9 protein-coding genes are annotated in these 13,143 nt (G+C 69.2%); 2 read left to right on the top strand and 7 right to left on the bottom strand.

Annotated features, from left to right (window positions below; translation table 11 throughout):
- Positions 1-100: 100 nt before the first annotated feature.
- On the bottom strand, positions 101-1,846 hold the full coding sequence (locus KOR34_RS23330) for a hypothetical protein (protein WP_146568548.1): 1,746 nt from the start codon (positions 1,844-1,846) through the stop codon (positions 101-103).
- Positions 1,839-3,602 carry an Hsp70 family protein gene (locus KOR34_RS23325; protein ID WP_146568547.1) on the bottom strand — a complete coding sequence of 588 codons (1,764 nt, stop codon included), beginning with the start codon at positions 3,600-3,602 and terminating at the stop codon, positions 1,839-1,841. Before KOR34_RS23325 ends, KOR34_RS23330 begins: the two co-directional genes overlap by 8 nt.
- A 166-nt stretch (positions 3,603-3,768) precedes the next feature.
- Here KOR34_RS23325 and KOR34_RS23320 point away from each other — a divergent pair, with 166 nt between their 5' ends.
- On the top strand, positions 3,769-4,779 hold the full coding sequence (locus KOR34_RS23320) for a nucleoside hydrolase (protein WP_228714760.1): 1,011 nt from the start codon (positions 3,769-3,771) through the stop codon (positions 4,777-4,779).
- 30 nt (positions 4,780-4,809) lie between these two features.
- Here the strand turns inward: KOR34_RS23320 and KOR34_RS23315 are convergent, their stop codons facing one another.
- The 4 genes from KOR34_RS23315 to KOR34_RS23300 form a co-directional block, all read right to left on the bottom strand.
- Positions 4,810-5,097, bottom strand: a complete 288-nt coding sequence (locus KOR34_RS23315; protein ID WP_146568545.1) for a hypothetical protein — start codon at positions 5,095-5,097, stop codon at positions 4,810-4,812.
- A 114-nt stretch (positions 5,098-5,211) separates the two neighbouring features.
- On the bottom strand, positions 5,212-7,350 hold the full coding sequence (locus tag KOR34_RS23310) for a M56 family metallopeptidase (RefSeq protein WP_146568544.1): 2,139 nt from the start codon (positions 7,348-7,350) through the stop codon (positions 5,212-5,214).
- 211 nt (positions 7,351-7,561) lie between these two features.
- Entirely contained in the window at positions 7,562-7,939 is a 378-nt protein-coding gene (locus tag KOR34_RS23305) for a BlaI/MecI/CopY family transcriptional regulator (RefSeq protein ID WP_228714752.1), read from the bottom strand.
- A gap of 947 nt (positions 7,940-8,886) precedes the next feature.
- Entirely contained in the window at positions 8,887-9,180 is a 294-nt protein-coding gene (locus KOR34_RS23300) for a hypothetical protein (RefSeq protein ID WP_146568542.1), read from the bottom strand.
- A gap of 50 nt (positions 9,181-9,230) precedes the next feature.
- Here KOR34_RS23300 and KOR34_RS23295 point away from each other — a divergent pair, with 50 nt between their 5' ends.
- Positions 9,231-9,755, top strand: a complete 525-nt coding sequence (locus tag KOR34_RS23295) for a hypothetical protein (protein WP_146568541.1) — start codon at positions 9,231-9,233, stop codon at positions 9,753-9,755.
- Between the two features lie 59 nt (positions 9,756-9,814).
- Here KOR34_RS23295 and KOR34_RS23290 read toward each other — a convergent pair whose 3' ends face one another.
- Positions 9,815-13,069, bottom strand: coding sequence for a LamG domain-containing protein (locus KOR34_RS23290; protein WP_146568540.1), 3,255 nt, complete (start codon positions 13,067-13,069; stop codon positions 9,815-9,817).
- Between the last annotated feature and the right edge of the window lie 74 nt (positions 13,070-13,143).

The raw sequence follows: 13,143 nt of genomic DNA, 5'->3' as shown, positions 1-13,143 counted from the left end.
CGGCGCGGCAGCGATCTGTCTGCTAGCCATGGGGGCGTGGCTGGTGGGAGGCGCCAGACGACAGGGCGATTGCGAGGGATCGTGGGGGATTGATGGGAGGCTACTCGCTGTCCCACGGGGAGGAGGCCTCAGCTTCGTCAGGTTTCGGCGCGTCCTGACGGTGCTGAGCGTGAAGGAGGCTAAGCTGCTGGACGTGCCGCAAGCGCTGGGCCTCGGTGGGGATGCTTAGCCGCTTGCTAATTCGCCCCCAGGACTCGTTGGAGTCCTCGCGCAAGCTTGGGGGACGACGCAACTGCTGCCCTGCGAGTTCGTCGGCAATATTGTCGAGCGCTTGGGCGATGACGGGACCTGGGGCCTCGAACTCCAGCAAGACCGTTTCATGCAGCGGCTCTTGGTCTTCGGTATCAACGCCGTCCGGGGTGGGCTTGAAACGAAACTTCCACACGCGGACGCCGTCTTTCTCGCCCAGGCTGATCCGAATCTCACCGGTGGTCGCCGAGCTGCGGGTGATCTTGGCGTTTCGTCGCCCACCAACAGTCCACGGCGAGCCGTGGTCTACCCTGAACGGGGAGCCGCGGGGCGGTGGTGGTGGGGTGGCGTAACGCGGTCGAGGGAAGCGTCCACGACCTAGCCGGTCGCTGAAACTTTCTTCACCCGCAGTCGCCATGCCGTCCCATGGGCTCCCGCTCGCCTCATCATCGAGTGGCGTTGCGGCGGGCTGGGGAGGAGGGTCATTGGCCGCGGTCTCCACCCGCTTCTGGGCTTCGGCAATGTACTGGTCGTGCAGTTTCTTGAGGCCGTAGTAGAACCGGAGACGCGCGATCTCGCGTCGGTCGGCTCGGTTGAAGCCGGGCATCGTTGGCAGGGGGTATTTGTAGTCTGCAATCAGACGTTGGATCTCCTCATCGATGGCCGGCGGCGCCATGTAGAAAGCAATGACCTCAGGCTGCTGGAGGGGATCGTACTCGCCGGTTCTGCGGTTGGACGGGGTGGGCTGGAATGAGAACTGGTAGGTTTGGGCGCCGAATAGGGCGTCCGTCGAGAACCAGCTGACAAGCTCGGTCTGCTCCGCTGTGTTGGGGCTGAGCCGCAGGTCGGGTCTTGGGAACGTCACGTCGGGTGGCGTCACGGTCACCGTCGGCGGTTTGCGCGCCGGCTGCTCTTCATCGCCGAAGCGGCTTAGTGCGCGCAGCGCCGGCAGGACGATGAAGATTACAATCACCGCGACTACCCAGCCGGGGGTCGCCTTCTCGCTGGCGCTGCCTGCGGCCGCCGCACCGCCGGACCTGTGCTTCTGCTTCGTCAGCGCGTCCAGCCACGGCCGCTCCAGCGCGCACAGGGCGGGCGCCTGCTTCTCGAGCAGCCGGATCATCCGCACGCCCGACTTGCGGAGCTTGCGGTTGCCGAACGAGTTGAGCACCCGCTCGCGGAGCACGGCCGTGTCGCGGGCGGGCGAGACCAGCACCTCTTTAAAGCACGCCAGGAAGTCCGGGTTGAAGTCGCGGTGGCCGGTGAGCTGCGGCAGCACACTCCGCGACGCCAGGATAGTCCGCAGCCGCTCGGCCGCCGACCGCAGGTCGGGGTAGTCGTCTAGCTTGAGCCGGGCGAGACGCTCGGAAAGCTCCGGCAGCGGCGCGGTGAACGCCGTGGTCCGCAATGCGTCGAGCTCGCTGCGGAGCCGCTGACGCTCCTCGCCCGTGTCGACGCCGGCGGACGCCGCGGCGCGGGGCCTGAGCCGCAGCGCCCGGGCGCGCTCGGCGACAATACGCTCGCTCTCTTCCCACGGGTTGCGGGCGAGCTGGCGTTTGAGGTACGCGCGGACCTTCGGGTCGGCGGGGCTACTCACGCGGCGGACCCTCCTCGCCGTCGGCGGTTGGGTCCGCCTCGGGGTTGAAGCCGAGGGCCGAGAGGGTCTGCAGCAGCGTCTGCCGCGCGGACTCGACCGGCTCGCGCTCGCCGGCCGCCATCGCGTGCTCCAGCGCGTCGATGGCGGACTCCAGCTGCTCGCGTTGGAACGGGCTGACCTCGCCGACCAGCCGCTCGCCCAGCCGCAGCAGCCGCTGGTTGACCATGTCGTCGCGGGGGTAGTACTTGAGCCGCTGCATCCGCTCGAGCGCCTCGGCCAGCTCGTCCTCGGCCAGTTCCGACGCGTGCGAGGTGATCACCGTGCGGAACCGCTTCGCGGCGCCTTCGGCGTAGGCCTCGACCTCGAGGATCCCGTTCAGGTCGTACGTGAAGCGGGCGTACACGGCGTGTCCAGCCGGGCTGGGGGGGATGCCGGTCACCTCCAGCGAGCCGATCTTCAGGTTCTTCTCCACCATGCGGTGCTCGCCCTGGTAGACGTCGAACCGGACGGTCGGCTGGTTGGCGACAATGGTGAAGAAGGGGTGCTCCTTGCTGACCGGGATGGTGGTGTTGCGGTGGATGATGGGCTGGTAGTAGCCGTCCCGCAGCTGGGCGCCTAGCTCCTTGGAGTAGTTGACGCCCAGCGTGAATGGGCAGACGTCGGTCATCACCATGTCATCGACCGCGCGGTCGTCGGCGATCAGCGCGGCCTGCACCGCCGCGCCCAGCCCGACCACCTGGTCCGGGTCGAAGCGGGTGAGTGGCTCGCGGTCGAAGTACACCGAGACGAAGTCGCGCAGCGGCCGCATCCGCGTGGCGCCGCCGACCAGGATGATCTCGTCGACCTCGTCGCGGCTGGTGCGGCCGTCGCGCAGCGCCTTGGCGATGGGGCCTTCTATTCTCTCCAGCAGCGGCTTCACGGCCTTGGCGAACGCCTCGCGGGTGATCTTCACGCCGCGTGCGTCCGGCGGCACGACGCCGTCGTCGTCCGGCAGGCGGACGCGGGCGTCGTCGTTGGCGGCCAGCTCGCGCTTGGCCTGCTCGCACTGCTGGCGGAGCCGCGCGGTGCGTAGCGGGTACCGCATCTCGGCCACCTCGAGCTGCTGGCCGTCGTTGGCCAGGATGGTGGCCACCAGCCGGTTGGTGAAGTCCTCGCCGCCCAGCATGCTCTCGCCGGCGGTGCTGATGATCTCCAGCGTGCCCTCGAAGACCTCCATCAGCGTGACGTCGAACGTGCCGCCGCCCAGGTCGACCACCAGCAGCTTCTTCTCTGCCTGGCGGTCGTGGAAGCCGTAGCACAGGGCCGCGGCGGTCGGCTCGTTGACGATCCGCCGCACCTTCAGCCCCGCCAGCTGGCCCGCCAGGCGGGTCGCCTTGCGCTGGTTGTCGTTGAAGTAGGCGGGCACGGTGATGACCGCCTCGGTGACTTCTTCGCCGAGGAAGCTCTCGGCGTCGTGCTTGAGCGAGCCCAGCACCAGGCTCGACAGCTCCGGCGCGGTGTACTCGGCGCCGGCCAGGGTCACCTTGTCGCCGCCGCCCATCAGCCGCTTGAACGTCGAGGCGCACCGCTCAGGCCGGGTGACGCGCAGCTCGCGGGCGGCCTCGCCGACCAGGATCTGGCCGTCGTCCAGCACGCCAACGACGCTCGGCGTGAGCGTCTTGCCCAGCGAGTTGGGGACCAGCCTTGGCTCGCCCTCGGAGAACACGGCGCACAGCGAGTTCGTCGTGCCCAGGTCGATGCCGATAATCTGACTCATTCTGCCCTCAAGACGCGGCCCTGCGTAACTAGGTTCAGGGTACTCGCGGGCGGCCGCCGGGGCAACGTCTGCGCCGCGCGTCGGGTTGGCTTATACTGGGGGCCCTGTTCCTGTGGTAGTTGGGGAGTCGGCAATGGCGAACAACGCACCCGCCCGCGTGATCCTGATGCTGCTTTTGGCAGCGGGCCTGCCTGGCGCCTGCGCGGCCGACGACGGCGCGGCGATCCCGCTGATCTTTGACACGGACCTCGGCAACGACTGCGACGACGTGCTGCCGCTCGGGATGATCCACGCGCTCTGTTCGCGGGGCGAGTGTGAGCTGCTGGCCGTCACGATCACCAAGGACCACCCGTACGCCGCCCCCTTCGCCGACGTGGTGAACACGTTCTACGGGCGGGGCGATGTGCCGATCGGCGTGTGTGGCAGCGGGGTCACGCCGGAGGAGGGGAAGTACAACGGTCTGTGCGAGTCCGCCGACGCCGACGGACCTCGCTACCCGCACGACCTCGGTTCGGGGCGCGAGGCGCCGCCGGCGGTCGAGGTGCTGCGGAGGACGCTCGCCGCGGCCGAGGACGGTTCGGTGGTTGTCTGCCAGGTGGGCTTCTCGACCAACCTGGCCGACCTGCTGGAGTCGGCGCCCGATCAGCACAGCCCGCTGGCGGGGCGGGAGCTGGCGGCCAAGAAGGTGCGGCTGCTGTCGGTTATGGCGGGCGCGTTCGCCAAGGTCCCCGACGACTCCACCGGCCAGCCGCGTGAGCACTACGAGTACAACGTGGTGATGGACATCGCCGCGGCTCAGAAGCTGTGCGCCAATTGGCCGACGCCGATCGTGTGGAGCGGCTTCGAGGTGGGGCTCAACCTCCGCTACCCGCACGAGAGCATCGAGCGGGACTACCGCTACGCGGACCACCACCCGCTGCCCGAGGCGTACCGGCTGTACAACCCGCCGCCGCACGACCGCCCCACCTGGGACCTGACGTCGGTGCTGTACGCGGTCCGACCGGACCGCGGCTACTTCCGGTTGTCGCAGCCGGGGCGGGTGAGCATCGCCGACGACGGCCTCACACGCTTCGAGCCGGGCGGGGGCCGCGACCGCTACCTGATTGTGGACGAGGCGACGCGGCCGCGGGCCATCGAGGCGATGGTGCAGCTCGCCAGCCAGCCGCCCGGCGGGTGATGCGCCGCGGCTGGTTGTTCAGCTCCGCGGCTACTTGTTGAGCTTCGCTTCGGCGGCGGCCAGCTTGGCCTGCTTCTCCTCGTCGGTCATCTTCTCCCACGAGGCCAGGCAGTCCTTGCAGCAGAACTTGACCGTCTTGCCCTGGTAGTCGACCGTAACCGCCTCGTCGACCGCTTCTCCGCTGATCGGGCAGACGCCGTCCACCACGATCACCTCGGACGTCTCACCGTCCGCGGCGCCGGCGGCGGGCGCCGAGGTGTCGCTCGAACAACCGGTAACGAGGGCGCCAAGCACCAACGCCAGAACACAAGCACGCATGTCAGACTCCCTCCGGATGCCTTGTGGGGAATGCGGTCGGGCCGGGCGCCGCGCCGCTGCGCTAGATGATAGCCCTGCGATTCAGGAGGCCGCAAGTGGCGTGCGGGCGGGGCGTCAGTTGGCGGGCTCCAGCGGGTCGGCGAACCAGTCGACCGTCACGGCGTAATAGAACGAGCGATCGGACGGCTGCTTTGCGTCCCCGTTGAAGCCGGTAAGGGGCGCCAGCAGCAGCGTCTGCCCCTTCTTCAGGCGGCAGCGGGCGGAGAGCGACTTGCGGTCGATGCGGGGGGTCTGAACCACGATGTCCTGGCCCGGCAGCTTGGCCTCGCCCACGCGGCCGATGTGCGTCAGCACGAGCCGGCAGTTGAGGTCAACCGTGTCGGCGTCCACCATCCGGGGCCGCACGTCGACGCGGGCGCCCTCGGGCAGCACGGCGATGGTTGGCTGCGCGGCGGTGGCGTGCTCGCCCTCGACGTACTCGACCCCAACGACGAAGGGCGTCTGAGAGCGGTCGATCACCATCGCTTCTTGCCCGTTAAACAGGGTCACCTTCGGCGCGCTGTAGGGAGAATCGCCCCGACCGGTGGAGGCGGCCCTCATCAGGCGGTCGGTAGCAGCCGACGACAGCCGCACCGCCAGGTGCGGCGCGTACTCGAAGCTAACTGACTCGGTCGACAGCGAGATTTCTTCGGCCGCGTGCTCATCGCCGGAGAACTCGCCCGACGACGGCAGGGGAGGGTCCACGGTGCTGTCGGTCGGGGGGAACACGGTGACCTTTTTCCAGTCGACATCGGGCAGGCTCTCGACGTCCTCGGCTCTGAACACCCGCGTGGAGACCACCACCTGCCAGGTGTGCCCGAACCGCTCGGCATCGCCCAGCAGGTTGGCGAAGAACCGGTGTCCCTCCCTGGTTGATCGCACCAACACCCGGTTGGAGCCCGCTGGCCGCAGCACGCGGTGCTCGCCGTCGAACAGGTGCAGGTACTTCAGCAGCCACTGCTGCGGTTCCTGTTCTTCCGGCCGAACCTCGGCGATCTTGGCGACCGCGTCGGTGAGGTCGTAGCTTTCGTGCAGCAGTTCATCATCAACCGCGTCAGTACCTGGCGGGATGGTCCAGCTGTACGGGCTGACCTGCTTCGGCAGAACCGCCGCGGGGGCGTTGGAACGCGACACCGCCGGATCGGTCAGCGTCGCGACCGCGACCACCGCCAGCAACGCGACGCCCACCAGCTTCGGAACGCGGCGCTGGCCGGGCGTGGGTTCGTCAAGCGCCTCGATGCGGGCGCCGAGTTCACGGGCCGACCGCGCGAACCAGAGGCCCACCAGCCCGGGCGCCGGCGCGGGCTTGGCCGAGGCGAAGCGGAGCAGCAGGTCGGCGTACGACGTGAGCTGCGACGCGGGCAAACGGCGGCGGACCGCCTCGTCACACGCCTGTTCGCGGTAGCGCTCGTAGCGGCCCAGGGCGAGCCACGCGATCGGGTTGCACCAGTGCAGCGCCCGGATCGGGGTCAGCAGCCACGCGACCAGGCAGTCACGGCGTCGCAGGTGGGCCGCCTCGTGCAGCGCGATCATGCGGAGCTCGGCGGTGGAGAGTTCGCTATCGAGGGGCAGGCAGAGCGTCGGCCGCAGCACCCCAAACAGCGCCGGCGCACCCAGGCCCGGCACGCGCTTGATGCGGGGGCGGCAGACGCCGACCTCGTCGCACGCGTGCAGCACCACGTCGACCGTTGCGTCCGCGGTTTCCTCAGCGCTCGAATGGAGGCGCCACGCGAACCGGGCCGACGCGTACGCCGCCCGCAGCAGCACCCAGGCCACGCCGGCGGGCCAGGCGAACATCAGGGTCCAAAAGATGATGTCGTCCCAGTCCGGGCCGCTCCGCCGCGTGGGGCGCGCCGGCTGAGCGCTTGCCGGTGTGCCGGAACTGGCTCGCTCCCATTCGGCCGCCCTCGATGGCTGATCGCCCGTCATCGGGCTCGCCTGCGTTCCGTTCTGTGCCTCGGCGACCGCGGCGGCAGGCTGCGCTCGTTCGAACAGGCTCCAGACCCGCTGCACGCTCAGTGCGCTGTCGGGGCCGGTGGGCATCACCAGCCGGGCCGCGACCAGCAGCCACAGCGCCGCGCGGATCCCTGGCGAGAGGCGCCGGCCGGCGAGCCGGTCGACCAGCCACACCAGCAGCACAACCGCCACCGCGGCGATCGCGGCGTTGGCGATCCCCTCGAAGAGCTCTTCGACAGGGTGGATGAAACCTCGCATGATCGAACCTTCCTTGGGTTGGCAACCGGGGGCTAACGCCCTGCGGCTAGTGCCAGTGGCACGAACAACGTTCCTGTAGCGGGGCCGTTGGGTCCGCACGAAACCCTTCGTAAACTGCGGGATTCGTGCTCACGCCCGAGTGCATCACAGGAAGCCATTTTAGGGAGAGCGTACTAGTAGGATCGCACGGGAACCTGGGGGCGACTCCCCGCTAGTCGGCGGACTTCTTGTCGAGCAGGCGGCGGAGCTCGGCCACCTCGTCGTCGGTTAGCTTGGAGTTCTTGACCAGGTGCATCAGGGCCGGCGCGGCCGAGCCGCCGAACACGCGGTCGAGGAACGAGCGGCTGGCCCGCCGCACGCAGTCGCCCCGGCGGGCGGCGGCGCGGTACAGGTACCGCTTGCCATCCCGCTCGAACGTGAGCGCCTGCTTCTTCACCAGCCGGTGGAGCATGGTCTTGATGGTGGCGGGCGACCAGTCGTTGGCGGCGGACAGCCGGTCAACCACCTGCTGCGCCTCGACCGGCTGGTCGTCCCACACGACGTTCATCACCAGCCACTCCGCATCGGAGATAGCGACGCTGTCTGCCACGGCGGGTTCCTCAGGTGCGGGGGCGAATCCTTCGTCTGCGGGGCACCATAGATTACATATGTAAACGGAGTCAAGGCGGATCGACCGGGCCGCCCAACCTGCTTCGCACATCCTAGGTGACCCCCGCCGCCCTGTTGGACTTTGACGGTGCGGGAAGATCGTCGGTCGTCATAACCGCTAATCCTGCTAGATCGAGCGGTTTGCAGGACTGTGGCGCCGATCCCTCCTAAGGTTCCTGTGGCAGGAGTAATGCAGGTTGCGCCGCGCAGCCGGCGGGAAGACCCCCTGAGAGCACTCGCGGAGGCGATTGTGGTGAAACACGGCTCAATGGCGTTGGCTCAGGTGTTGGTTTGCGCGTGCTCCTTGCTGGGCGCCGCGCCGACGCCCGATGAGGCTGGGGACATGGTCGAGGTCTCCCGCCTGCAGCTCGACGCGATCCAGGAGGAGCTGAAGTCCCTACGTGAGCGGGATGCGCAGCGCGAGGCGGACCACAACGCGCTCATCCAGCGTCTGGACGCCGACGACAGCTGGCTCACGTCGCAGTGCAGCTGGGGAACGGACATCGGCTGCGACAGCGTTACCTGCGGGAGCTGCCTGGATGATTCGGGCTGTTGCGGAACGTGCGGCGCCGGTTGCTGCTGCGGCTGCAGCGGCTGCTACTCCTGCCTGTGTCCCACGCCCGAGGCGCCCTGCGTCGACTGCCCGCGGGTCTCGACGCTGAACCCCTTCTACAATGTCAGCGTGTTCGGGACCCTGACCGCCGACATGCTGTTCAGCGAGGCCCGCCCTGTTTCGCCGGGCACGCCCTACTTCTTGGCGCCGGGCGCCATCGCGGGGCGGGACGACAACACGTTCGACCTGCACGGGCGGCAGAGCTCGCTGGGCGCGGCCTTCACGGGCCCTCGGATCGGCGGCTGGCAGACGGGCGGCCAGGTGCTGGGCATCTTCTACAACGACAACGTGCTGGCGGACAAGTACGGCTTCCTGCCGATGCTGGCGTTCGGCGAGGTGCGGAACGACGACTGGCGGTTCGCGGCGGGCCTGCAGTTCGACGTGTTCAACCCGCTGCTGCCGACCATCCTCCCGTTCTCAGCGCTCTCCGCCTCGGGCAACTCGGGCAACGCGTTCCGCGGCCAGGTGCGGCTCGAGCGGTACTTCAACCCCAGCAAGCAGGTGCAGTGGACCGTGCAGGGCGCGCTGAGCGAGCCGGTTCCAACAACGGTCGACCCCACGTTCGGCATCAGTGAAGACAACGGCTGGCCCAACGTCGAGGGGCGCCTGGCGTTGGCGCTTGGCGCGCCGCAGGGCGCCGCGGCCATTCGAGGTGGGCGTGTCCGGCATCGTCGGACAGGTCCGCACCACCCCGCTCCCGCCCGACCCCCAGGTGGTGGCCGACGTGTGGGGGCTGGGCGCCGACGTCCGCTGGCGGGTGAGCCCGATGTTCGGCTTCGCGGCCGAATACCACACCGGGCGGGGGCTCGGCACCTACAACGGCGGCATCCTCCAGATGGTGAACGTCGACACCCTGAATTCGATCCGCACGAGCGGCGGATGGTGCGAGGCCTACGTGTACCTCACGCCCTGCCTGCACAGCCATTGGGGCTACGGCATCGACGACCCGCGGGACGCCGACGTGACCGCCGACCCGTTGGCGTTGGGACGCGTGCAGAACGACACCTACTTCGCCAACCTGCTCTGGGACGCGAACAAGGTCTGCCGGGTCGGCTTCGAGTTCACCTGGCGTGAAACGATCTACCGGTCGCTGCCAGAGAATTCGGGCGCCGGATTCCACTCCCAGGTCCGCTGGAGTTTCTAGCGTTCGGGAAATCGAGGTGACAGCGCCTTCGCTGGTCGGCCCGCCAGTGCGTACTCGCGCTACCGCGACTCGACCCAGCGGATGATCCGCAGTCCCTGCACACGGCCCGACTGGTAGGCGGCCTCGATCTCTTCCGCGGTGGCCGGGCGGTTGTAGACGCGGGCGTCGTAGGTCTGGCCCTGGTAGTAGCCGTCAACGCCGTACGAGCTGCGGGCGATGTAGTTGGTCGCGCGGACGGCGTCGCTCGGCGTGCCCATGACGTCGGTCGCGACCGACTCGCCGTTGACGTACAGCGTGCCCAGGCCAGTGGAGTCGAGCGTGAACGCGTAGTGCTGCCACGTGCTGTTGGTGATGGCGTCGGCCGCGTACATCCGCTCGACCGCGCTGAGGCTGCCGTCGTGGTTGGTGGCGGCCAGCGTGCTGGTCGTTTCGTCGCGGGCGAGCACCAGGTTGTCGACGTCCTCGCCGTTGCTCAGCTCGAGGAAGCGGGCCCAGTAGGGCGCCGCCGACGGCTTGCCCCACGCCATCAGCGTGACGCCGCGCGAGAAGTCGGTCGAGTAGCTCGGCAGCTGCACGTGGCCGTCGACGCCGTCAAACGACGCGGCCTGCAGGTTGCTCACCGGCCCGGCGCCCCCCAACGCGACGCCGCCCGCGTAGGTCCCGTGCTGCTGCATCAGCGACGAGTCGACCGCCACCGAGCCGCTCGACTCGTCCAGCTTCCACTGCCCGACCAGCCCGTAGAGCTCGCCGATCTCGCTCAACGAAAGCGGTCGGTTGTAGAGCCGCACGTCGTGCAGCCGGCCCTGGAAGTTGGCGTCGGCGCCCCAGTTGCTCCGGCCGATGAAGTTGTCCGCACGCTGCTCGCTCGAGGGCACGCCGATGGTCGCCGTGGTCAGCTCGACGCCGTCGCGGTACAGGGTCGCCTGCCCCTGGTGGTCGACCACCGCGACGTAGTGGCGCCACTGGTCGTTGGTGAGGCCATCGGTGGCGGTGATGATTTGTGACCCGCCGAGCGACCCGCCGTACAGGTGCACGGTCAGGTCGTTGGAGGTCGACCGCCGCCCGAACAGCAGGTTGTCGCCGCCGGCGCCGTTGCCGAGGTCGACGAACCGCTCCCACACGCCGTTGGAGGTTGGGCGGGCCCAGCACGACAGGGTGCACCCGTCCTGGAAGTCGACCGCCAGGTCTGGCAGGTCGACGTAGTCGCCCGCGCCGTCGAGCTCGGCCGAGTTGGCGCCGTCGCCGGGGTAGGGCCCCGCGGCCGCCAGCGCCGGTCCGCCGTTGTACGTGCCGTCGTTGCCGGCGCCGGATGAGTCGGCCGCGGTGGTCCCGCTGGCCTCGTCGAGCCGCCAGTGGCCGATCAGCCCGTACAGCGCGGCGATCTCTTCCTGCGACAGGATGCGGTTGTAGATCCGGACGTCGTCCAGGTCGCCCACCAGCGCCTGCGACTCTACGAACCCTCCGCCGACCGAGTCCTGCTCCTCGCCGAGGATCAGGCCGTTGGCGCTGACGGAGAAAGTCCCCGTCCGCGCGGGGTACGAGAGCGTGCCGGCCGACTGGCCGTTGATGAACAGCTCGGCGGCGCCGCTGGCGCGGTCGTGCGTGAACACGAAATGCCGCCAGCGGTCGTCGGCGATCGAGTTGATGCCGAGTGACTTGTTGGTCCCATCCAGGTAGGGCGTGAAGGTCTTGTGGTTGCTGAAGAACAGCAGGAACGAGTTCGCCTGGGAGAACGTCGCGTTGGCGCCGCTGAGCACCGCCTGCTCGCCGGTCTTGGAGGTCCGCATCCACCACGCCACGGTCGCCTCGGTCTGCCCGTCGATGGCGCCGTGGGGGATGCGGACCCGGTCGTGGCCGGTGTCGGCCGCCAGCGTGACGCTGTTGGTCCGCGCCCCCTGGCTGCCCAGATAGGGGGCGTTGAGGTAGTCGCCGTCGTTGCCGCTCGGTGACGAGTCGTAGGCGGTGGCGCCGCTCTCTTCGTCCAGCCGCCAGTGGCCCATGAAGCCGAACAGCTCGGCCACCTCGGCGTCCGACAGCGGCCGGTTGTACACCCGGATGTCGTCTAGGGCGCCGGTCAGCTGCATCGCGTAGTAGGTGGTGTCGACGTCGCCGGCGACCGTCCGGGTCCCCACGTCGTAGACGGGCGACCCGCTGGTGGTTCCGCTGCCGGCCAGCTCGCCGTCGATGTAGATCCGCAGCGACTTGGTGGCGTTGTCGAAGGTGGCGGCGTAGTGCCGCCAGCCGGCGCCCACCTGGCTGCCGCCCGACGCGGTCACGTACTGCAACGCCGAGCCGTTCCAGTACGCCACGGCCGGCGAGCCGCTGCCGCTGTAGTGGGACAGCAGCGCCACACAGTCGCCGACGCTCACCACGGCGGCGCCGTCGGCTTCCGTGCCCGTGGTGTCGGCCCAGCCGGCGACGGTCCAGCTTGCCGGTTCGCCCAGCTCGTCCGTCACGGCCACCCTGCCGCCGGCGCCGGTGCTCAGGCCGTTCTTCCGCGGCGCGGCGGTCCAGGCGGTCGTTCCCGAAACGGTTCCGTCGCGGGTGTAGGGAGAGGAGTCCGTGGCCGTCGCGCCGCAAGTCTCGTCGAGCTTCCAGTGCAGCAGCAGGTCGGTGTCGTCGCCGGCGGAGGCCCAGCTCAGCGCGTTCTGCAGGATCAGCAGGCCGTCGGCGTTGAGCGACGACCAGCTGAACGTGTAGCCCCAGGGCATGCGCACGCGGCGGCCGCTGGCGGTGCTGTTGCTGTTGTGGGTGTTGGCCAGCGCGCCGCCGGCCTCGAGGACGCCGAGCGACAGCCCGTAGTTCTGGTTGGCCAGCACCGTCATCCCCGTGGCGATCGTGCCGTTGTTCGCGGACAATTCCTGCGCGGACGAAACGATCGTCACCGTTCCAGGCGCGAGGCCGGCGGTAACCGTGTGCGAGTTGTCCACCGACTCGATCGTGCTGGCCGAAACGTTGTACCCTTCGGCGCTCACGTAGCCGAACTCCTCGTCCAGGCCGTGCGTCTCGCTTACGACGCCGCACCCTGCCGTGCGGAGCTTGTAGAGGAGCTCGTGATCGTCCACGGTGCTGCCGGCGAAGGCCACGTCCGCCGCCGCGACGGCCGCGTCGAAGTTGGCCTGCGAGTCGCCGTCCCAGATCGGCGTGACCGTGTAGCCCCACGACTCGAGCTGCGTCACCCGCGCCTGCTCCTCGCTGGTGTACGCGCCGGAGTTGGTGCGGACGAACAGCAGGTCGGCCGCGACGGCGCGGCGGAGCCCGCACGCGTCGAGCAGCGCGACGGCGGTCAGCAGGAAAAACAGTCGACGGGGCATGCGGCGTGGCGGGCGGGTGGCCAGTGCGGGTCCACCGGAAACGTACGTCCCACCGCCCGCGCGGCCCGCGGGCG

It is taken from the genome of Posidoniimonas corsicana, assembly GCF_007859765.1.
GTDB lineage: Bacteria > Planctomycetota > Planctomycetia > Pirellulales > Lacipirellulaceae > Posidoniimonas > Posidoniimonas corsicana.
The sequence above is the reverse complement of the archived record's forward strand: the minus strand, read 5'-3'. Positions and strand labels throughout refer to the sequence as shown.

Excerpts from the sequence above, each read along its gene's own strand:
- KOR34_RS23320 (WP_228714760.1), top strand. The coding sequence starts at position 3,769 with ATGCTGCTTTTGGCAGCGGGCCTGCCTGGCGCCTGCGCGGCCGACGAC.
- KOR34_RS23290 (WP_146568540.1), bottom strand. The coding sequence starts at position 13,069 with ATGCCCCGTCGACTGTTTTTCCTGCTGACCGCCGTCGCGCTGCTCGAC.
- KOR34_RS23300 (WP_146568542.1), bottom strand. The coding sequence starts at position 9,180 with ATGCCGAACGTGGGGTCGACCGTTGTTGGAACCGGCTCGCTCAGCGCG.
- KOR34_RS23315 (WP_146568545.1), bottom strand. The coding sequence starts at position 5,097 with ATGCGTGCTTGTGTTCTGGCGTTGGTGCTTGGCGCCCTCGTTACCGGT.
- KOR34_RS23310 (WP_146568544.1), bottom strand. The coding sequence starts at position 7,350 with ATGCGAGGTTTCATCCACCCTGTCGAAGAGCTCTTCGAGGGGATCGCC.
- KOR34_RS23325 (WP_146568547.1), bottom strand. The coding sequence starts at position 3,602 with ATGAGTCAGATTATCGGCATCGACCTGGGCACGACGAACTCGCTGTGC.